Consider the following 23,284-nt stretch of genomic DNA (forward strand, 5'->3'; position numbering starts at 1 on the left):
AATATTCACATACATTTTTTTATTGTACACATCATTGCTTCCCACTTGTCACAGAACATAGCAACCTTCAATAGATGATAATGGGGAGATGTAGATAGATTACAAATCATGTACTGTCCAAAAGTTAAAGAATATTAAGACAAATTACACTAAAAAATAATAACCTAATTATAAAGTATAAGTATATAAAACTTACACATATACTTTACAGTAATCACCCCTTCCCTTTTTTTTCTTTATAAACACATTAATATTGCAAGTCAATACATAAAAACCATATATACAGCAAGCCCTTCATGATTATGAACAAAAATAAAACTTACAAGCTTTATTTCATACATGTGTCATGCTTGCTACTTTATTACATACTGGTCATAAAATAGGATAATAAGACTTTAAATACAACCGTACAAACAGCTTATCACAATTATGATAAATAATGACCATACAAATAGAATATTGCAAAAAAACTTTACATTCACACTTAATGTACAGCCAAGTAAAAAAAGATATATTAACACTTCTTTTTTTTTTCTCAAGCCTAAAAAAACTTAGCAATGCTTTTAATATAATACGCAGTTAACGGAGCAGTAAAAATAAATCCATCCATACGGTCAAGAATACCTCCATGACCAGGAATAACTGAGCCACTATTTTTTACCTTACATAAACGTTTAACAAAAGATTCTGTAAAATCACCAAGTTGAGCAATTATAGCAATAACCATCCCTATAATTAAAGAGTGCGACACAGAAAATATACCAAAAATAATAGACATCATCATACTAGTCATCATGCTAAATATAATACCTCCACATAACCCAGACCATGTTTTGTTAGGGCTTATTATAGGCAATATTTTCCATCCTCCAATACTTTTACCAACAAAATACGCCGCTATATCTGTACTCCAGACACTGAATATTAACCATAATAGCAACATAGTACCATGAGGTAAACTATATATATACAACAATGAAGCATACGGTAGTATTATAACAAAAAATGCAGGTATATAAAAAACTTTCCTTCCTGCAGTCATATTACCCCACTCAAAAGCAGAGATAACCGCTATAGTAAAAAAAAGAGTATAAACTGCCATTTTTCCACTATATAGACTAAATACCAATATACAAAAAATTAGCACAGAAGTTAACGTCCTGACTAGCAAATTTTTACCTACCATATCTTCTATTCCTCATTGAGTATTCATTAAGTGCTTCCACAAAATGTTTCCTTGTAAAGTCAGGCCACATTATACTGCAAAAATATAGCTCAGCATACGCTAATTGCCATAATAAAAAGTTACTTAGCCTTTTTTCTCCACCTGAACGAATCAATAAGTCAACATCCGGCAAATTTTTACTACACAAAAAACTTTTCACTATTTCACCATCAACAACTTTAACATTATTACATATTATAGAGTTTACTGCTTCTACTATTTCTTGCCTTGCCCCATAACTAATTGCTATATTTAAAAATAAACCATCATTACTGAAGGTTGCAAGTTGTATTTCATTTATCTTTCTAATTATATTATTAGGCAGTAACTCTAAATTACCAATAAAATTAATTTTAACATTTTTATTTACTAAACTATAAACAGCAGATGATAGATAACTATCTATTAACTCCATTAAACTATCAATATCACCTTTCTCCCTCAGCCAATTTTCTAAAGAAAAAGCATAGAGCGTTAAGTACTGTATAGAATAATCAAGACATATATCTATTACCTTCTCTGCCGCACGACCACCTTCTTCATATCCTTTAATTCTTGGCAGTCCATGATCTTTAGCCCATCTACCATTACCATCCATTATTACAGCAACATGATTAGGTAAATTATGAATAGCTACATAATCCATATATGCAACTTACACACTTAAAATTTCATTTTCTTTTACAGTAAAAGCATCTGATATTTTTTTTATAAATTCATCTGTCATTTTCTGTATCTCTGCACCACACATATAAAAATCATCCTTTGACATTTCTTTATTATCTTGAATAGCTTTTAATTTATCCATCGAATCACGCCTTATATTACGTATTGACACTTTAGCCTCTTCTGATAGTTTACTTAGTAACTTTACTAAATTCTTCCTCATATCTTGTGTTAAATCAGGAATTGTTAATCTTATCGTATTAGACTCACATAATATACCAAATCCTAAATTAGAACTCTCTATTGCAGACTTGATATCACCTATAATACCTACATCCCATGCAGTTATTGTTAACAACTTATCAGATGCAGTAATATTGGCAATCGTATTTAATTTTACTCGACCACCATAATAATCAACTGTTATTCCATCTAGTAAAGAAGCCTTTGCCCTTCCTGTCTTAATTCCAGAAATATCATTTAAAAACAATGACATTGTCTTTTCCATCTTTGTTCTTATATCTTGCTTCATTTCACTTATCATATATTTACCCAGTATTTTATATTAATCAGATATAGTTGTATACACACCTTTTCCTCTAATCACATCTGCAAAAGCATTTTTTTTATTTAGATTAAAAACTATAATAGGTACAGAATTTTCCCTAGCTAAAGACAAAGCAGCAACATCCATAATTTTTAAATCTGAAGCCAATAAATCAAGATATGAAATGCGGCTATATCTTACAGCATTACTATCTTTTTTAGGATCAGAAGAATAAACACCGTCAACTTGGGTACCTTTAAATATAGCATCACAACGCATTTCTATCCCACGCAATGCAGCAGCTGTATCCGTCGTAAAAAATGGACTACCTATTCCTGCAGCACATATTACAACTCTTCCCTTTTCCAAATGACGTATAGCACGCCTTCTTATATATGTCTCGCAAATAGAATGCATCGGTATTGCTGACAATACTCTAGAGTGTACGTTAATTTTTTCTAATGAATTCTGTAAAGATAAAGCATTTATTACAGTAGCTAACATACCTATATAATCATTACTAGCCCTTTCAAATCCCAAAGAAGATGATGCTTCAGCACCACGAAATATATTACCTCCACCAACAACAAGACAAATTTGAACCCCAAAACTACCAACTAACTTTATATCACAAGATAATTTTTCAATAACTTCTAAATCACATCCAAAATTTTTACTACCCATCAGTGCCTCACCAGACACCTTAAGTAATACTCTAGAGTACTTTACACTACCTATATCAGAATCCATAATTAATTCTTTACCAATTTTATAATAAATATTATACTTCAGCGCTATATTACTATTAATTCTGCATTATACAATAAATACAGAAATGTGCAATATACTATCAAATGATAATAATTTACCATATTAAACATTTTTAGCATAAAAATTATCAGCAATTACCAAACCATATATTCATCAATTCTACATGTCTTAAAAAATTATTAACTATCACCCTTATGATAACATCTTATAAACTATCAATTTAAATTAACTCTAAAACCATTTTCTTGCACAATGCTTTTAAACTATAAGCAACTACAATATATATAAAATAAATACGATTAGCTAGCAACTTTAGTATTCCGTAACATTCTATCATCAAAAACTTTTAATACCCTTTTTAGCAAATTTGGGGCTAAAATTGACATAAGATTTACTAATACATCATGTTCTTTATCATTTCCTTTAACTTTGTAATCAATAGCAATTATACCTCTACTTTGACCACCTGTCAGTAACTTCCCAATTACAGGAGTCTGCCATATTATTTTATTAATAACATATGCAGGAATAATTTGACCTTTAATATCAAATACCTTTGTACTCACATCAACATTACCACTTAAGCTAATACCAAGCTCAGAACCTTCCATCCATGATTCTTGGATTTTTATTAAATTATTTCTATATGTAAAAGGTACATTTAAACGATAGAAATATATTCCCTGTCCATTTAAAGTATTTAATATACCCTTAAGAGATGATAAAGTTAATATTTGAGCCAAAATAGATGCATTAACAACATGAAAATTTGTTAACGAAAACATACCGTAAGTTTCTTTATTATCAGTTGGAATATGTATATAAAAAGATAAGTGACCCTTTTCTATAGTGTTCATTACATCAAATGCACGTAAAAAGTACCCAGCATTCTCTGATGTGATCTCTAATCCAATACCACTATATTCTATGCTCAACGCAGCTTTATCAGAAAAATAACCTTTCAGCTTACTACCTATACAACTGACATTATCACAATTTAATGACAAAGTAACATCATGAAGTACAATATTATTTTTCAGTAATAAATTACTTACTTTCATATTTATACGAATATTATTTGTATTAGATTGTTTATCAAAAAAAGCATTAAAGTTTACTTTGCTAAAATCTACAAATTCGCCATATATCTCAAATATTAACTTACCATCATCAGACTTTATGGAAGCATTAACACTTGTATTAAAAAGCTTAGCATTTTTTACAAGCAAATCAACGTCCTTACCCATTTTACCTTTAAGCTTTATGTTAATATCTTTCCCTATTACATCAGCATAAGTTAATTTAATATCATTACGATTTTTTAATAATGCCAAAAATTTTACACTGCTATTTTGACTATTGATTGTAAAGTACTTCTTTCCTAAATTAAAATCTACAATATCTAAATTACCCTCTATTAAGGTGTCACCAGTATTAAGATAATTAGTTATCCAATGAACATTAGCTTTAGCTTTACCTTGAAAATCTTTATAATTAAATATTTTCAAATTTTTAATATTATCACTAGAAAGATATCCAGAAAATTTATAGTAAAACTTTTCTGCTTTTTTTTCATCTTGAATGATATTTAAGCTCATGTCATGACCATTCATCCATCCATCAACTTTCACTCTTACATGATTGTTATTTATCAATACATTAACTGTAGAATTATCTATATCAAAACTACCAAGAACTTTCTTTGCAACAAAAGATGTAATTTGAGAATTTATATCTTTAGAATAGTAAACTGACTTATTATTTGCTAAATTAAATATCTTAAAATTAAATTTAGTATCAGCACTACCAAATATAAAGTTTTCGTTAAGCTGCAATAATTGATGATCAGCTGCTATTTTATAAAGTTTACGCACATTACTAACAGCTTTACCTTTTATATACATAATAGCATTAATATCATTTATTCTCATTGCAACGCTACCTTCTGTAATATTAATACCTTGAAAACTAGCATTATTAGAGCTAACAGAAAAATTATCATTGTTCAATAGCAGCGTGCCGCTTACAATCTTAACAGATTTATGATCATTAATCATAATACTAGCATTATTAATATGCGAGCGCACATTATAATTTAATATAATATTTTTAATATTAGAAATATTACCATGTAATGTAGCACTAACGTCACCAAAATTACCATCTAAAATACTGTTACAATACCAAGTTTTCACTTTAGAATACAACGCATTAGGCCAATAATTACATACTGCTTTTGTATTAATTACATTAGCATTAATATCTACATTAAAATCCTGGCTACTTACATTCAATTCACCATTTACTGTCACATTACTTTTATCTATAGACAAGTAGAAACTTTTTACTGTTAATAAACCATCCTGATAATTTAGCTGAGCATTTAAATTATCAATATGACATTCGCTAGGATACGCACATGGAATATTACCGCTAATATCCTGCAAACTAACATTGGCATATTTTATATGATCGTATTCATCAAATATTATATTCAAACTTCCTGAAATATGAGCAATGTTATCATATAATAAAAGCCTTTTATCAACAAATCCTAAAAAATGTAATAACCTTGTATTAAAGTTATTATAAACCATGTTCAGTGATATTACACCCTTATAATGTTCTGATAGCGTTAGCTGTATAAAAGAACTATTATTATTTCCTAATGTAAAACTAAACATATTGCTATCGTACTCTTTTTTTATCCCTATATGTAGATAATCTAACAGTAAACTTTCTCCTGCATTACCAATAATAGTAAGATTTTGAACATGTATTGGAATACTTAACTTTACTAATTTAATTAAGTATTTTTTTAACGATTTTATTGAATTAATACTTGTTATTGTAAAATTAGAGGTTTTTTTTATATCATAAACACTTACATTCACCTTTTGAACATCAATATGTGCAAAATCAAAATCTCCCCACAAAAATAAAATCCCTATTCTAGAATGCAAAGATAACTTTGGAATATTAATTTTTACTCCCAAATCACTGTTATTAACAATAATATTACTTGCTGATAATATAAAATTCTCATCTGCTTTTTTCCATAACAACTTTGTATTTTGTATACTAACTTCTGACCCAGGAAAAATACTAGATAACCGATATTTTACATATAAATTTATAATGTTTGCTTTAATCTCTATCACACCATTGCTCTGCATATAGTAATAGAGCCATCCACTCATTACACAAAATATAACTATTATAAATAATTGAATAAAAAATTTCACACTAACCATAATACAGCATATGGAATAAAAATATCTTCTATAATACTAGCCAACATTAGATAAACATGCCCAACATTAAATTAATTCTCTCAAAATTAGATTAACACACTAGCCACCACATATTGCATTTATACTACTACGTGCTAACATATCTACTTCCTCATTATACTTATTGCCCACATGTGCTCTTACCCAATACCAATTAACATCGTGTAGCAAAGTAAGCTTGTCTAATTCTAACCACAAATCTAAATTTTTAACAGGTAATTTATTTGCTGTTTTCCATCCATTTATTTTCCACTTGTGTATCCATAGTGTAATACCATTTTTAACATAAATACTATCCGTATATAATTGTACATTAGAATAACACTCTAAAATTTTTAAAGCTTGAATAACTGCAACTAATTCCATTTTATTATTTGTAGTATAAGATTCACTGCCACAAATTCTTTTTTCTGTTTTATTATTGCTAAAAAATAATATAGCTCCCCATCCTCCAGGACCAGGATTCCCAGAACATGCCCCATCAGTGTATATAATAACCTCCTGCTGATTTATCACCATAATATATTCCTCAGTGTACCAAATATATTATACTAACATAAAACTTTATGATATTTCTATTGCATAGACAATATAATTTGATAAACTGCCCTAAATTTAACTGAAGATATGTTGCTTTTTCATAATGCAAGGAATTTACAATCATTTATATAATTAGTTATTGTCACTCATTAATTCCTTCATTATAAATAGAAAAAATCAATCACGCAATTATTAACCTACGCACTTAATACAGACTAAAATTTCAGCAGCTTCAATCAAGACAATCCTTGTAAACAAAACATATAAACGAAACACCTTTTTCATCTTTTTAGAGTACAGTCAAAAGTTTTATATAATTCAACATAACTCTATAATTATAAGCAAATCAGATCTTAATAAGCAATGCATAAGAGTTAAACATGCACTAAAAGCCAATAGTTTTCATGACTCTTACATTATCAATTAGCTAAGCTAAAAAAATTATAGAGTACCAATATGTAAGATATATCATCTTAACACATAATGATTAAAGAAAGATAATATTAACAAAATAAAACCATGCTAATACAGAAGAACAGATAAGTAATAGCAATTAATCATGTTAAAAACACAATCCTATATATGAAATATTATGTAATATATAAGAATTATAATAATAGCATATAAAGTATTAACTTTACAATATATTACCTCCCTATAGAAGATCATAAACGCACAATTATTATGCGTCATTATAATTACATTTACTGTTTATATCATTTGATAAATCTTCAGTATTAACATCCATAACTATATTATCTATCTTCTAAAATACATAACGTTACTACATGTAATTATGATTAACCTCACTGCATATACATATAAAAATTTCACAGTTTTTATTAGGAACAATGGATTTTTATCATATTTCATAATGATGTTATTCTTGTTTTAAATATTCCTGTAAAATAATAGTATAACTTTTGTTAAAGACATGAATTTATCATATTTATTATGGCTTAACATCTTATGTATTTAATGTTAGCTGTATTATTCTAGCCATATTTTTATATGGTTTATTAGTCATTTTATTGTCTTCTATTAAAGTAAATATCAAAAAATAGGTCAAACAACAGTTAATGATCTCACACATCTACAAAAAACTAAATTCAATACATCAAAAAGTAAAACAACCTTTGATAAGTAACACACAAAAAATGTAGACCCCCTACAAAAACTTGATAAGCTCAATATAACGTCATGAACACATCAATCTTGATATGTACAACTAAAGCATGTATTACAAAAGCTTAATAACAATCATTATGTTGTCAATAAACTACATATTAATGATACCTAACAATTACCATAAAAACAAAACATATATTACAGATCAAAACATAAAAATTGCATATAAGATAGTATCGATATACAACTAATTAACATAACAACAATGTTATAATGAATGCATTACTACTAACAATATAATAACCTTGTGCATCTTTAACTAAGTAATACCATAGTTATATTCATGGAACCTTATAATTTAAATATTCTCCTAAAATACTCCCATAAATTTGAAGAATTATCATTAACAATGCCACAGTGCTTACCTGATATATATACACCACCTATATCTTTATGTGAGGTTACCTAATTAACTCAAACAACAAATTATTTTACACAAACCCTACTTACCTATTACATAGTAATGCTTATTATAAAGTATATTAATTTTTTCCTTAATAAGTTATTGTAGTTTTATCACGCTACAGTCACAAAAAAATTCTCAATGAATAGATGTTTGTAGTATCATACAATAATGAGCTATATGAGTAGTCTTTACTGAATTAATGCTCGTGCTTGTTTTTGTGCTTTAATAAGTTACAATTATACTTTTAATTTATTATTTTATGTAATTTCATATAAATAAGATTATATAAAAAATGTATTACCTTATTAATTAGTTTTAAATTAAATCTAATGCAATATTAAAAATTAGCAATTTTTTAAGTCAATAGTAATATAAATAGATAGATCGTTACAATAAAAGCCTTTACAAGTGATGGTCATAATAACATAATTTACATATGTATTTAGTGTTTTTACTCTTGTTTTATCAGATACTATAATGTAAGAGTTATGTTAATTAAAAACAAGTCTATTTATAATGACAATGTGGTTACTAATAAAATTATCTACATGCCTTCTATAATGATAATGCGGTTACTAATAAAATTATCTACATGCCTTATAACAGCATTTTGTATAATGTGCATTGTATTTCTAACATATGCTGCTGAAGTTGTTTCTAAAGTTCCTAACTATCCTTCTTATGAAAAAATAGTAAAGAATATCGATATACCACATATTGTCAAACCTAACATATATAAAGTATCCATCAATAGCGGAGATAACATGGTCAGTGTTTTAAAAAATGCTGGCATTTCTAATAAAGAAGTTAATCAGATTATTCACACTGTGCAAAAGGTTTACAATATAAATAAATTGAAAGTCAATGACCAAGTAACAATTAAAAAAAACGGCTATAATCTTATAGATTACGTACTAATAAATACACAATATTCAATGCATAGTATAAAAATATATAGAAACAGTAAAGGGCTTTTTAGTACCCAAATTATTGATAATATTAAAGCAAAAAGAATTGTGCGCGTTTCTGATATTATAAGATCATCTTTATTTACTTCTGCAATTGAGCAAGGTCTTTCATATGCTATAATTATGAATCTTATCAAATTATATAGCAATGGTATCGACCTACGTAAAGAAATAGTACCAGGTAGTAAATTTGATGTTTTATTTGAAAGATTTTTTGATGAAAATGGCCATCCCATTACAGATGGGAAGATATTATACGCCTCTTTGAAAACTAATAATAAAGACATTAGTCTATATAGGCATTTATTCAAAAATGGAACTGAAGGATACTTTGATAGTAAAGGAAATAGTATAAAAAAAATCATGCTTCAACACCCTATAGATAACAATGGAGCATTTTATATTTCATCTAAATTTGGAGTTAGAAAACACCCTATATATGGATATAGTAAATTTCATAAAGGTGTAGACTATGCTGCACCCATTGGCACTCCTATAAGGGCTGCAGGCGATGGAGTTATAGAATTTGTAGGGATAAATGGCGGATATGGAAAATATATAAGAATACGCCATAATAGACTCTATTCTACAGCTTATGCTCATATTAATAATGTACATATAGGAATAAGAAAAGGGTTGACAGTAAAGCAAGGACAAATCATAGCTTATGTAGGTAATACCGGATCATCTACAGGTCCTCATTTACACTATGAAGTGTTATATAAAGGAAAGCACATTGATCCACAAAAAGTACAAGAAACAAGAGAAATAGTCAAAATACCTAAAAATGAACTACCTTCATTCCAGCTAACTATGAATAATATAAAACGTACATTAAAAAGTACACCATATGTTACAGAATTTGCTATGATAAAAAAACATTAGTATATAACCATACTAATTATACATATCATAAACTACTATCTTATTTACTTATAACATTTAGTTAATTAAACATAATAAAAATTAAAGATCACAACGATATATTTTACAAAATTTGCTTTGATTAAACATTATTAAACTTTATTTGTATAACATAATAGTGTCATGATACTTATGTAATTTCCTATGAATAAGTTGTATTGTTGCTAAGTTATGTAAACAATGTATTGTATTATTCACTAATATTTACCAAATATATTACTTGCACTTTGATAGCATGTTGATAATATAAAAAATTAAATGGTAATGACTTTATATAGCATTAGTATACCATTACTTAACATAAATTTTTACATTAACATGCATTATATCTTATTAAAGAGTTTTATAAAATTTCTATTATGCTATAATGTTTATTATATTTGCAAATTGGTTTTTAATTTTCACTTAACTTACAAATATAAGTGTTACTTGTTTTGTAGGTACTGTGTGTAAATATATGGTATATTTAAATTATAAAAACCTAAAGTAACTTTAGGGTACTTTGTTTGCTGTGTTAATGAATGGGGTTTTTTTTGCATAAAAAGATTAAAAAAGTTTGTATTTCTGGTAAAGATGTATGGCCTATTATAGAAGGCGGGAAAGGCATTGGTATAAGCAATGGTAAAACATCAGGTGCTTTTGCTGCCGCTGGAGCTGTAGGTACATTTTCTGGAGCAAACGCTAAATTAATGGATGATAATGGAGAATATGTTCCTTTAGTTTATCGTGGAAAAACAAGACGGGAACGCCATGATGAGCTTATTGAGTATAGTATTAAAGGAGCAATTAGTCAAGCTCGTATGGCTCATAACATATCAAATGGGCGCGGAAGAATACACATGAATGTGTTATGGGAAATGGGAGGAATTCATAGAGTTTTACACGGAGTACTTGAAGGAGCAAAAGGATTAATCCATGGTATCACTTGTGGAGCTGGTATGCCATATAAACTAGCAGAAATAGCATCACAATATCAAGTGTATTACTACCCTATTGTATCTTCCATGCGTGCATTTAAGATTTTATGGACACGCGCATATAAAAAAATCTCTAAGGAGTGGTTAGGTGGTGTAGTATATGAAGATCCATGGCTAGCAGGAGGGCATAATGGATTAAGTAATAGCGAATCCCCTAATGAACCTCAAGAACCATTTGATAGGGTAGCAGAAATTCGGTCATTTATGAATGAGGTTGGACTTTCTAGTACAATTTTAGTTATGGCAGGAGGAGTGTGGCATCTTAAAGATTGGGAATTATGGTTGGATAACGATCTTATAGGGCCAATAGCTTTTCAGTTTGGTACTAGACCTCTGGTTACTCAAGAAAGCCCTATTTCTTTACTATGGAAAAAAAAGCTATTAACGCTTAAAAAAGGAGATGTTTTTTTAAATAGATTTAGTCCTACAGGATTTTATTCATCTGCTGTAAAAAATGAGTTTATAAATGAGCTACAAGAACGCAATGAGCGCCAAATTTCTTTTAAAGATGAACCTAATGAAGAATTTTGTGTAGACATTGTTTTCGGTAATAGGGGTAAAAAAATATATATAAAACCTTGTGATAAATCATTACTTGATAATTGGGTAATACAGGGGTACACAGAAATGTTAAAAACACCCGATGAAACATTAATATTTGTTACAAAAGAGAAATCACGAGAAATCAGAGAAGATCAAATTAACTGTATGGGATGTTTAAGTCACTGTAAGTTTAGTAATTGGAAAGATTATGGAACCTATAACACAGGCAATAAACCAGATTCTCGTAGTTTTTGCATTCAAAAAACCTTGCAAAACATCATTAACGGAAACAATCATGAACATGAATTAATGTTTTCTGGACATAATGCTTATAAATTTAGTAGTGACTCGTTTTATGAAGGTGGAAATATTCCTACTATTAAAGAGCTTGTAAATAGAATTTTAACAGGCTATTAGCCACTTATTTCACCTCATATACAACTTAAAAATGAAGAATATATCATACACTATTACAATAGTACGCCACTATGGCTTGCCATACATTAAATTTGTTATGAGTAACAAAAAATTATTAAATAGAATACTTTAACAAATGCAGGTTAATGCTTTGACAAAAGTAAAATACAATAAGGTAGCAACAATAAGTGGTAATTATAAAGCAGGATTTCTCCCGTAATTCTCTTCATGGCAAAGTCATGATTGTAATACTAAAGATATTATTACCTAATAAATAGTATTAACTATGTACATTATAAAATAAATGACGCTTTTATTTAAGTTCAATTATTACCAAAAAAGCCAAGCTGCATATTAATCAATAAATCAATATACTAAGTGTTAAAATAGCATTTAATATTAATAGCTTACAAATTTTTAAAAACAATGTTAATAACGTAAATATTTTACGTAAATTATACAAATTTATAAATATATAAATATATTACAATCATTTATCAAAACTAATAAGTATATTTATGATATACAATAATATAACTATATATTGTAAGAAAGTACCAATCCCAGACAAATTTACTCTATACAAGCAACTCTATAGCAGGATATTCATATATCATGTAAATAATATAAAAAATATACATAATACTATTCAAGAATTATGCTTTATAATTCTTCTGTAATTGTATTATGTATTTTGCTATAATGTCTGTTTCTATGTTAACTATATCGTTAGTTTTTACATACTGAAAAATGGTGTTATGCCACGTATAAGGAATTATATTTACTTTAAAAGTTGTATTACTTACATCATTAACAGTAAGAGATACACCGTTTACTGCCACAGATCCTTTCTTTATAATATATTTCAATAATGATAAGGTAGTACTTATTTCTATAATGTTAGATTGACCAGCTGATGTAATAGATGTAATTTTTCCAGTACCATCTATATGACCCTGTACAAAATGCCCATCAATATGGTCATTCAATTTCAACGCTGCTTCTAGATTTATTCGATATCCTTCATACCAATTACCAATATTTGTACAAGTTAAAGTTTCTTGTGAAGCAGTAACACTAAAATAATCATTTCCAAGTTCTGCTATGGTTAGACATATTCCTGAACATGAAATTGATCCTCCAAGCATAAGGCCTTGTAAAAAATCGTTATTTTCCGGACTAATACATATTGCTATATCAGAATTTGGATATATATTAATCTGCGTAACTGTTGCAAGATGGGTAATAATTCCTTTAAACATAATTTATGTTTTAATGTATTTATTAATTCATTATAAATATTACTAAAAATTTATAAATAAATTTCATCATTTATTACATTTAGATATAAGGCTATGCTTATTTATTACCACATAGTTAAGTTTTGCAAAATTATTTATTAGCACTAAGATACTTATTCAGCAATATAGATTTATGCCTCAATGTACTTATCAATTCATTATAAATATTACTAAAAATTTATAACCCCATCATTGATTGAATTACAAGTGTTAGGATTTTCAAATATAAGGCTACACTTATTTATTACCATACAGTTAAATTTTACAAAAATTATTTATTAGCCACTAAAGTACTTATTCAGTAATATAGATTTATGCCTCAATGTACTTATCAATTCATTACAAATATTACTAAAAATTTATAACTCCATCATTGATTGTATTACAAGTGTTAGGATTTTCAAATATAAGGCTACACTTATTTATTACCATACAGTTAAATTTTGCAAAAATTATTTATTAGCCACTAAAGTACTTATTCAATAATATAGACGCAATATTATGTTATTAATAAATACATATGTATTAAGTTACATTGTAAATGTTAGATACTAAAAACTATATTTTTTATTAATAACTTAAATTTATAATTATTTATCTTTTTAGAGACTAAAATTTCGCATGTCAAAATATTCATGACTCTATAAACAATACATAAGACATATAATTAATTTGAACACAAATAATAAAATATTCGTTATACATGATTAATTAAACATAATAACGTAAGTGTTTTACTGGTTGTACATAAAGTACATATCTATAAACGTTGCTTATAAAAGCTTTACATAACACTAATTTTTTACGATATATCAGTAAGTTGATCGCCAAGCTTTAGTATGGTAGTAAAGAATATGACATTATTCGACAGTCCTGTGAGAAGATCAGTTAAACTTATAGTTTTTTATAACTACATAATCATTTGTTGAGCAAATTAGCTACATACATATTTAAATTGTACACAGCCTAATTATATTACTCAAACGTATTCATTCGTATAAGATATGGTATTAAATGTTCTACAGGATTAAAAACCTTGTCAGCAATTGTTATAAGAATGCCATTACTTTGTATTTTAAAGATTGAAGGATTACTCATTAAATAACTTAGTAATTTTTCCGAAAATATATTACTTTTATAAATATACAATATGATAAAGTTCTTCATTTGTTCAATTTTACACACACCAATACTAGCACACAACTGTTTTATGTATATAATATTTAATAAATTTACCACTCCCAATGGCAATTTTCCAAATCTATTAAATAGTTCTATAGAGTACATATCTATTTCTTCTTTTGTTTTTAAACTGCCAATATTTTTGTATATTCTTATACGTAAATTTAAATCACTAACATATGACTCTGGAATTACAACATTTACATTAACATTAATAGTAATATTGTCATCAGGTAGTGCAATCATATTATTTTGATAAACGCTTATTTCCTCTTTTAACATTTTCTGATACAATTCTATTCCAACTTCTTTTATGTTACCTGATTGCTCTTCTCCTATTAGATTTCCAAATCCTCTAATATCCATATCTTGCAGTGATAATGAAAATCCTGAACCAATGCTATTAAGAGATTTTATAATTTCTAACCTTTTTATGCTAGATGTGTTTTTAAGTTCCCTGTTTAAAATCACAAAATATGCGTATCCTTTTATATTACTGCGCCCTACTCTGCCTTTTAACTGATATAACTGCGCAAGTCCAAACATATTAGCATTATGTATTATTATTGTATTAGCATAAGGAATATCAATACCACACTCTATAATAGATGTGGTCAGTAAAATCGTGAATTTACCGTCAAAAAAATTGTTCATAATTTTATCAAGATTACCTGGAGAAATATTGCCATGAGCTATGTTTATCTTTATATTTGGAACTAGTTGCGTTAATTTTTCATATATATCATCTATATCTGAAATGAAAGGACACACATAAAATACTCTACCACCTCTTTTATATTCGTTGACAATCGCTTCTTTGATAAGATCATAGTTATCATAAATTATAAAAATATCCACAGGAATTCTGTTAACAGGGGGAGTTCTTATAATGCTTAGGTTTTTTACTCCAGACAATGACATATGTAGTGTCCTTGGGATAGGAGTTGCAGATAAAGAAAGAACATGTATGCCAACCTTAAATTTCTTTAGGGCTTCTTTTTGTTGAACTCCAAAATGATGTTCTTCATCTATAATTAGTAGATTCAAGTTAAAAAACTTTACATTTTTAGATAATAGTGCATGAGTACCAATTATAATATTGATATTTCCCTGCAACAACTCCTCTTGTACTTTTTGTCGCGCATGCCCACCTAGTACCCTTGAGAATTGCCGTACTTTTATGTACTTAAACCTTTTAAATCTCTCTTGAAAAGACATAAAATGCTGTCTACACAATAAAGTAGTGGGTACAATAATTGCTACCTGATTTGTAGAATTTTCATTAGCAACTAAAAATGCTGCACGTAACGCAATTTCTGTTTTTCCAAAACCAACATCTCCACAAACAAGCCTATTCATAGGTATTCCTTTTGCTAAATCATTTTCAACATCCCTAATAGCTTGAATCTGATCTTCAGTTTCAATGTGTGGAAAATCTGCACAAAAATCTAAATATTGTTGATTTGTATAAAAGGATTTTCCTGGCGTTAATAATCTCATAGCTTCTATCTGTAATAAGTCCTTAGCTATATCCTTTATACGATTCTTTAGCTTTGCTTTACGTTCTTGCCATGCAGTACTACCTAATCTGTCTAATGTAACATTATGATTAGTTCCATATTTAGCAATAAGATTAATGTTTTCTACAGGAATAAACAGTTTGTCATTATTGTAATACGTAATTTTTAAAAAATCATGATAATTATCAATAACTTTAATAGTTTCAAGATCAGCAAATTGTCCAACACCATATTCCTTATGTACAACTATATCTCCTATATTAAATTCAATTTCTTCACTAACAATATTTGAAGATTTACATTTACTAGTAAATAATAGTTGCTTGTTGATTAAATCATGCTCCGTGATAACTATCATTGATTGCGTAATAAAGCTATTTTTTATTGGAAGAATTGTAACATTATAAGGATGTACAATATCATGATATTTTTCTACTCGTAAAAGGTTAATGTTTAGTTCTTTAAACCGATTTGTAATATATTCTAATGATCCTGCAGAGTAACATGTTATTATAAATAAATGATTCTCCATATCATGTAAGTATTTTGTTACAGACTGAAAAACATTAATACGCTTTTCTTTAGATAATAACTGAAAATTTGGAGAAAATGTTATTTTTATCGGTAAATTTCTAAAATTTAAATAGGTATTTTTAATATTTATATTGACAATATCAAGCTGACAAAATATTACCTTTTTATGTCGCTGAGTTAAGTATTTATATTCTTGCAAATCCAAATATAGTTCTCTAGGATTCAGTTGTTTTAGTTGACTATCTGCATTCATGTAATTTTCTTGAATGTTGTTAGTATATTTTTCAATGTTGCTAAATAGTGCATCATTAAATATTAAAGTGGCGTCCATTGTATAATCAAAAAGTGTTTCTAGCTTATCTTGATAAAACAGTGGTAACCAGTGCTCTTCACCTATATATTTTTGCTCTATATTAATTGCATTGCACAATGTTGTTTTATTATCACAAAATCTTTGCGCATAAGTATCATTAAAGTTATCAATGTTACACGAAGTTTTTATAATCTCAGAAGCTGGATAAATTAATATAATTTTTAAGAATTCTTGTGTTGTAATTTGTGTATTTGGATCAAATGTTCTAATTGACTCTATAACCTCGTCATTAAAATCTATTCTAATAGGAAGGTTACTTGTTAAAGGAAAAATATCAATAATATTACTACGCACAGAAAAATATCCTATTTCTCGTGTTATGTTTGATTGATTATACCCATGTTCAATTAGGTATTGCACTATACTACTCATTGTAATAGTTTCATTAGTACTTATTCGTAATATTGAGTTAAGGATAATTGCTCGAGGTAAAACTTTTTGGGATATTGCTTTTAGTGTTGTAATAACAATATATGGATTCTTATCGACAATGATACTATACAAGCTTTGTATTCTTTGCGCCATTACAAAGTTACTAGGAGAAGTTTTTTTATATGGAATGAAATCCCATGATGGGAATTTAACAATATTTAAATGCGGTATATAAAACTGTAATATTGTAGATAAATTATGCAATAATGCTTCATCATCCATTATATAAACAGCAGATTTAAAGATATCTTGTTTATACAACTCTACAATAAATGCATGTTCCAGTTCTTTCGAAACATTAGTAACAATACTTGTATGACATACTTGTGACACATGAGCAGCATTGCTTGTAGATTTCATACAATGTTATTTTATAAGTAAAAAATGATAATTATACCATAATTTATTTATAAAACATATTATGTGATTAATCCATAGTAAAAAAGACATAATAATTTTACGTTATGTAACGTAATATGCTTTACTACATCTAACAAGATAAACAATTTTAACATATCTGATAACGAATACAATCACCTATTATGCCTATAACTAAATATAAAAAAAAACATTATTAAATAGTATTTTATGGTTATATTAATATGCACCTTGCAATGAGCTTTTAACCATCTACATTGTATGTTACACCCTATAATTTTGTAATTAATTATTAACACAGTTTCATTATTGTGATCAGGTAAATTATACATGTAAAACTTAACTCTTAATCAAAAAATAAATCATATACTTAAATAATAAAGGTCTACTATAATTAAGTGTTACTAAATATCATATATACTAGTATTAACTGTCACTGTTAGCATATTAGTAGTAATAAGGTTACTACTTTTCATTAGCTATTTATAAGCATCAAAAAATGACAATAAATTCTTGTAGCTAAGATAGGAAAAAGCACACCTATAGCAGACCACTAATGCATTTTAACAATAATAAAAACAGTTATACTAAATAAAGTAGCTAAAAATCTGCCACTTCAATGCTATTCTTTTTGAAGAAGAAGAGGTACTATTAGATATTTTAGTACTTACCATTGTATAGAATATGAAGACTTACATAAAGAGACGATAATAACTAAAGATAAAGTCCATCACTAAGCTTACGTTTTACATAATATATTAATAAAAGAACGGAGCATTATACTGTATAATACTAGCAAGACAAATTCACATAGTTAACAAAGCATGCTTATTAATAGTAACTATAAACAAAACACCTATGCTACCTCTGAATAGCATTGTTAATTTTTTCCTACTAAGAAGTATATAGCCTTATTCCAATGTATAATGTATAGATAAACTAACTTTTAAAATACTTTATTTAATGCATTTCGTACTAAATGCACCCAAATACTATAATTACAATCAATATGATAATCCCCCCCCCCCTCATGGGTAATAGTAAGAACTAGTAATGATTGAAGAAATTATATTAATAATACAGTATGTTAAAATCAAGCGCGATTAAGCATCATGAGCATCGTCACTAAAATATCATATATCTACTTGTTACTACTAATACCTGCATTTGAATAATAGCCAACATTAATTAGAGTTTTAACAAATATCAAAAAAATGATGAATAGTAACCCTAAAATAAAAAATAATCATAGGTAAGATATTACGATAAATCTTATAAAAAAGTACATAATACTGAACCTAAAATGATAACTGCTAAAACATCTAATAACACCTCTTTTTCAGAAAAAGATTCACAGGACAGCTATTTTTATAATAGTGATAAAGAAACCGTAAATAATAAATTTAAATATTTGTACAATATTGCAAAATACAATAACAATGACATACATAACTATATCTGAATAATGGTGGTAATAGATATACTAATAATAAACAAGCAAAAGAAATACACATAAAGGTATATAATCTCTTTAATAAAGCACTTTTTGCTTTCTTTTTTTGTAGCATTAACTAATTCCCTTCTACCAGCAAAAAACAGTTTACCAAACATAAGAAAACAAACTAATTACCTAAAACATCTATAACACGTATTAAATACTTCAAATAAATCTAATTACAACCATATATTTTATATAAGCAACTTATAATTCATTTTATACTCAAAATTTCTTTTATAAGTCTACGAATAGTTAATTTTACCATCATTAACAATCCATATACCTATATTACATAAAATTATTGACATAATATCGTAAAAATCTTTATAATAGTACTATTATTATTGATTATATATAAAAATATGCTGTCTACTTCACCCGCTAGGTTTGATTATAACAAGTGTGAATCTCCTGATGCTGATATGTACATAAGAGAACCTGAACATTATGATTTCAAATTAAGTAATGTAGAGTCTCAGTCAAATACTATGCCTTATATAGCAGGTTTTCTTACCAGCATGCAAGATGAATATCAATCATACTCATCTTCTTATAACGATAATCAATATCAAGAATATAACGAAGATATGTTAACTCATGCAAAAACAAGTTATCATCCATTTACACATGAAAAATTAGACAATGATCATAATCTTCCAGCCCCCAATACACATCATGACAAAATAGAAAAACAACCTCCCACTATGCTCAACAATTGTATTACTGTTGTTAGACAAAAAGTAGATATAGAATTCATAAGAAATTGTATATCCACAACAAAATAACAAGGATTATTCCTTTGTATTTTTATGTTAAATAAACAAAAAAGATATAAAAATATGCTACGGTAAGCCTTGCACCAAATTATATTCTAATTTATTACAAAAGTCTTTATTTTCATAATTAAATTTACAATAAAGGTTTTTCTTCATTTCTTAAATTACGCGCTTTACCACACAAGTTACAATAACGTTAAATAACTATAATTACATTAACATATAACTTTATACGAGTAATATCATAATAAAAATAGTACTACCCTTTCTAGTATATAACAATAAGTTTATAGTTTTTCCTTAAAAATACCTCATTAATTCAGTATTATCATATATATAATAATGTACCTTAAATAATATAAACCTAACTATAAAGTAGCTACCAAATCTCATGATACTTATACATAAAGTATTGTAAGGATTGAAAAAAATTAATTTTTTATATAATTATATTATAACAACTTTACATTTGTACTTACATTACGTTAGTATAATACCATTGAAATTTATAATTTAAAAAATGAATGGCAGTCACACCACAAGTTACACAACTAAAAAATAATTTTTCTGTTATCACAAAACAAATTAAAGATGTACATTCTGTTGCCATTAACATTTGGGTTAATGTTGGCAGTAGGTACGAAACTTTAAATAAAATAGGAATATCACATTTTCTAGAACATATGGCCTTTAAAGGAACAAATACAAGAAGTGCTCTTGATATTGCTAAAGCTTTTGATCAAATAGGAGGAAACTTTAACGCTCATACAGACAGAGAACATACTGTATATCACGTTAAAGTGCTAAAAAAAGATATCAACATTGCAATTGAAATTTTAGCTGATATCATAATCAATTCACAATTTCCAGAAGAAGAAATTGAACGAGAAAAAGGAGTAGTATTACAAGAAATACATCAAACATACGATTCCCCAAGTAGCATAATTTTTGACAAATATATGGAAGTTGCTTTTAGTAATCAAATATTCGGGCAGTCAATTTTAGGATCAGAAAAATCAGTTCAAAGTTTTTCTAAAGCAGATATTAGCAATTATATGAGTAAACATTATAATGGCGATAACATGCTTATGTCTGTAGCAGGAGATGTGTCTCATGATGAAGTAGTCAAGCTTTCCAGTGATTTCTTACAAGTCGCTAAATCACAACGTTCTAATATAGCACCATCAGTTTATACAGGAGGGCAATATCTAGAAAAAAAGGATTTAGAGCAAGTAAATCTACTTATTGGATTCCCAGGAGTTTCATATAAAGATAATAAATTTTATACCATGCAAGTTTTAGATGCTATAATAGGTGGAAGCATGTCTTCAAGGCTTTTTCAAGAAATAAGAGAAAAACTTGGCCTTGTTTATAATATATCGTCATTTAATTCAAGTTACAGTGATAATGGACTTTTTTCTATATATGCAGCAACAGATAAACATAATTTACAAAAGCTAATTACTGCCATTACATCCGAAATTAAAAAAGCAGCTATTGATATTTCCGAAGAAGAAATACAAAGATCAAAAAATAAGCTTATATCTGAGATTTTAATGTCAAGAGAAAGCACAGCTGCATATGCAGATTCTTTAGGTTATTATTATTCTCACTATAACCGGTATATATCAAAGTCAGAAATTATAGAGCATATTAATTCAGTCAATATTGGTCAAGTACAATCAGCTATTAACTTATTATTACAAAACCACAAAAAAATTACTCTAGCAGCAATAGGAGAAATAGAATATTTACCAAGTTATCATGATATATCTTTAATGCTTAAGCCATAAAAGTAGCATATTTTTAACAAATAATACTGTAACATTGAAGTAGTAAAAACCTACTAAGCAGCATTAATATATTTACATTGATATATAATCACAGTTGATGTATACACATAACACAAATCTCTATTGAGCTTTTACAGAATAATTAGGATTCATTATAATCACTTCATCAATCGTTCTAGAAAAACTTTCAAAATCATGAGCTTTGTCATACTTTTTTCCATTAATGAAAAAAGTAGGTGTTGCCGTAACTTGCAGCTTACTACTTGCTAGAAGCTTACTTTGAATAATATAATCCATCATAGATTCATCATTAATACACCGACTAAATCTCTCATCTGGTATATTACTAATTTTAGCAATATTAGAAAGAAGACCAAGATCCTTATAACTGCTTATTAAGGATTCAATAGAGCTAAAAACAGCTTTACTATAGGTAAAAAAACTTATATTATTGTCATAGCATAGCCCTAGCATCGCTGCTTTTAATGAAACATAATCCAATGGAAAGCTTCTATATATATACAACAACTTACCTGTCTTTATATATTTATCTTCTATTTTTGGTAAAACGTTTAAAGTAAAGCTTGCACAATGCATACACGAAAAGGATGCGTATTCTATCATTATGACAGGAGCCTTTTTATTTCCTAAGAACCTATCATATGGCATCAACCCCAATAACTCTTCAGCTGTAGTATCATCTTTTAATTTTACTAACTCATCGGCATAATGCATCACAGAAGAAACACTATCACCGTTTGCATCATAATACTTACAATAAGCTAACATAAAAACTAATATTACAATATTTCTTAAGTAACGCATATACCCATAACCAACTATGAAAAGTAAAACCCATTGTACCAAACAAATAATATTTTTCAATATCAACTTATTTAGCTATATTTATTATACTTACGCTACTAACAGACCTGCTTTTAAAAAAAACTTACAACTTTGCAAGTATGCTTTAATCTGTAATAAACTATGAAATAGGAAACTTTGCTTTTGCAAAAAACAAATATTACTTCA

The 23,284-nt window shown here is 27.4% G+C and carries 14 protein-coding genes; 5 read left to right on the forward strand and 9 right to left on the reverse strand.

Annotated features, from left to right (window positions below; all coding sequences use genetic code 11):
* Positions 1 to 541: 541 nt before the first annotated feature.
* The 6 genes from NLO413_RS02510 to rnhA all read right to left on the reverse strand — a co-directional run bounded on the left by NLO413_RS02510 (position 542) and on the right by rnhA (position 7,021).
* A complete protein-coding gene (locus NLO413_RS02510; protein WP_045808951.1) occupies positions 542 to 1,186 on the reverse strand; it encodes a phosphatidate cytidylyltransferase in 645 nt (214 codons plus the stop codon).
* Entirely contained in the window at positions 1,176 to 1,871 is a 696-nt protein-coding gene (gene uppS, locus NLO413_RS02515; protein ID WP_045808952.1) for a polyprenyl diphosphate synthase, read from the reverse strand. Before uppS ends, NLO413_RS02510 begins: the two co-directional genes overlap by 11 nt.
* Positions 1,872 to 1,880: 9 nt before the next feature.
* On the reverse strand, positions 1,881 to 2,435 hold the full coding sequence (gene frr / locus NLO413_RS02520) for a ribosome recycling factor (protein WP_045808953.1): 555 nt from the start codon (positions 2,433 to 2,435) through the stop codon (positions 1,881 to 1,883).
* 21 nt (positions 2,436 to 2,456) lie between these two features.
* The gene (gene pyrH / locus NLO413_RS02525) at positions 2,457 to 3,188 is read right to left on the reverse strand and encodes a UMP kinase (RefSeq protein WP_045808954.1); all 732 of its coding nucleotides are present in this window, start codon (positions 3,186 to 3,188) and stop codon (positions 2,457 to 2,459) included.
* Between the two features lie 320 nt (positions 3,189 to 3,508).
* Entirely contained in the window at positions 3,509 to 6,385 is a 2,877-nt protein-coding gene (locus NLO413_RS02530; RefSeq protein ID WP_198138895.1) for an AsmA-like C-terminal domain-containing protein, read from the reverse strand.
* A 177-nt stretch (positions 6,386 to 6,562) separates the two neighbouring features.
* Positions 6,563 to 7,021 (reverse strand): ribonuclease HI, encoded by a 459-nt coding sequence (gene rnhA, locus NLO413_RS02535; RefSeq protein ID WP_045808956.1) that lies wholly within the window; start codon positions 7,019 to 7,021, stop codon positions 6,563 to 6,565.
* Between the two features lie 1,492 nt (positions 7,022 to 8,513).
* Here rnhA and NLO413_RS04955 point away from each other — a divergent pair.
* The 3 genes from NLO413_RS04955 to NLO413_RS02545 all read left to right on the forward strand — a co-directional run bounded on the left by NLO413_RS04955 (position 8,514) and on the right by NLO413_RS02545 (position 12,465).
* Positions 8,514 to 8,639 (forward strand): hypothetical protein, encoded by a 126-nt coding sequence (locus NLO413_RS04955; RefSeq protein ID WP_269744821.1) that lies wholly within the window; start codon positions 8,514 to 8,516, stop codon positions 8,637 to 8,639.
* Between the two features lie 485 nt (positions 8,640 to 9,124).
* Positions 9,125 to 10,489 carry a M23 family metallopeptidase gene (locus NLO413_RS02540; RefSeq protein ID WP_052690375.1) on the forward strand — a complete coding sequence of 455 codons (1,365 nt, stop codon included), beginning with the start codon at positions 9,125 to 9,127 and terminating at the stop codon, positions 10,487 to 10,489.
* A 572-nt stretch (positions 10,490 to 11,061) separates the two neighbouring features.
* The gene (locus NLO413_RS02545) at positions 11,062 to 12,465 is read left to right on the forward strand and encodes an NAD(P)H-dependent flavin oxidoreductase (protein WP_045809378.1); all 1,404 of its coding nucleotides are present in this window, start codon (positions 11,062 to 11,064) and stop codon (positions 12,463 to 12,465) included.
* 656 nt (positions 12,466 to 13,121) lie between these two features.
* Here NLO413_RS02545 and NLO413_RS02550 read toward each other — a convergent pair.
* On the reverse strand, positions 13,122 to 13,727 hold the full coding sequence (locus NLO413_RS02550; RefSeq protein WP_045808957.1) for a riboflavin synthase: 606 nt from the start codon (positions 13,725 to 13,727) through the stop codon (positions 13,122 to 13,124).
* Positions 13,728 to 14,741: 1,014 nt separating this feature from the next.
* The gene (gene mfd / locus NLO413_RS02555) at positions 14,742 to 18,167 is read right to left on the reverse strand and encodes a transcription-repair coupling factor (protein ID WP_045808958.1); all 3,426 of its coding nucleotides are present in this window, start codon (positions 18,165 to 18,167) and stop codon (positions 14,742 to 14,744) included.
* Positions 18,168 to 20,045: 1,878 nt separating this feature from the next.
* Between mfd and NLO413_RS02560 the strand changes: the two genes are divergently transcribed.
* Both NLO413_RS02560 and NLO413_RS02565 read left to right on the forward strand, forming a co-directional pair.
* Entirely contained in the window at positions 20,046 to 20,468 is a 423-nt protein-coding gene (locus NLO413_RS02560) for a hypothetical protein (protein WP_045808959.1), read from the forward strand.
* Positions 20,469 to 20,983: 515 nt separating this feature from the next.
* Positions 20,984 to 22,252 carry a M16 family metallopeptidase gene (locus tag NLO413_RS02565; protein ID WP_045808960.1) on the forward strand — a complete coding sequence of 423 codons (1,269 nt, stop codon included), beginning with the start codon at positions 20,984 to 20,986 and terminating at the stop codon, positions 22,250 to 22,252.
* A 120-nt stretch (positions 22,253 to 22,372) separates the two neighbouring features.
* Here the strand turns inward: NLO413_RS02565 and NLO413_RS02570 are convergent, their stop codons facing one another.
* Complete coding sequence (locus NLO413_RS02570; protein WP_045809379.1) at positions 22,373 to 23,041, reverse strand: DsbA family protein; 669 nt, start codon at positions 23,039 to 23,041, stop codon at positions 22,373 to 22,375.
* Positions 23,042 to 23,284 lie beyond the last annotated feature (243 nt).

The sequence above is a fragment of the Candidatus Neoehrlichia procyonis str. RAC413 genome (assembly GCF_000964795.1).
GTDB lineage: Bacteria > Pseudomonadota > Alphaproteobacteria > Rickettsiales > Anaplasmataceae > Neoehrlichia > Neoehrlichia procyonis.

Bases quoted from the DNA above. Each gene is read 5' to 3' on its own strand.
- NLO413_RS02550 (WP_045808957.1), bottom strand. From the start codon at position 13,727: ATGTTTAAAGGAATTATTACCCATCTTGCAACAGTTACGCAGATTAAT.
- frr (WP_045808953.1), bottom strand. From the start codon at position 2,435: ATGATAAGTGAAATGAAGCAAGATATAAGAACAAAGATGGAAAAGACA.
- NLO413_RS02570 (WP_045809379.1), bottom strand. From the start codon at position 23,041: ATGTTAGCTTATTGTAAGTATTATGATGCAAACGGTGATAGTGTTTCT.
- NLO413_RS02540 (WP_052690375.1), top strand. From the start codon at position 9,125: ATGTTAATTAAAAACAAGTCTATTTATAATGACAATGTGGTTACTAAT.
- pyrH (WP_045808954.1), bottom strand. From the start codon at position 3,188: ATGGATTCTGATATAGGTAGTGTAAAGTACTCTAGAGTATTACTTAAG.
- rnhA (WP_045808956.1), bottom strand. From the start codon at position 7,021: ATGGTGATAAATCAGCAGGAGGTTATTATATACACTGATGGGGCATGT.
- NLO413_RS02560 (WP_045808959.1), top strand. From the start codon at position 20,046: ATGCTGTCTACTTCACCCGCTAGGTTTGATTATAACAAGTGTGAATCT.
- uppS (WP_045808952.1), bottom strand. From the start codon at position 1,871: ATGGATTATGTAGCTATTCATAATTTACCTAATCATGTTGCTGTAATA.
- NLO413_RS02565 (WP_045808960.1), top strand. From the start codon at position 20,984: ATGGCAGTCACACCACAAGTTACACAACTAAAAAATAATTTTTCTGTT.
- mfd (WP_045808958.1), bottom strand. From the start codon at position 18,167: ATGAAATCTACAAGCAATGCTGCTCATGTGTCACAAGTATGTCATACA.
- NLO413_RS02510 (WP_045808951.1), bottom strand. From the start codon at position 1,186: ATGGTAGGTAAAAATTTGCTAGTCAGGACGTTAACTTCTGTGCTAATT.
- NLO413_RS04955 (WP_269744821.1), top strand. From the start codon at position 8,514: ATGGAACCTTATAATTTAAATATTCTCCTAAAATACTCCCATAAATTT.
- NLO413_RS02530 (WP_198138895.1), bottom strand. From the start codon at position 6,385: ATGCAGAGCAATGGTGTGATAGAGATTAAAGCAAACATTATAAATTTA.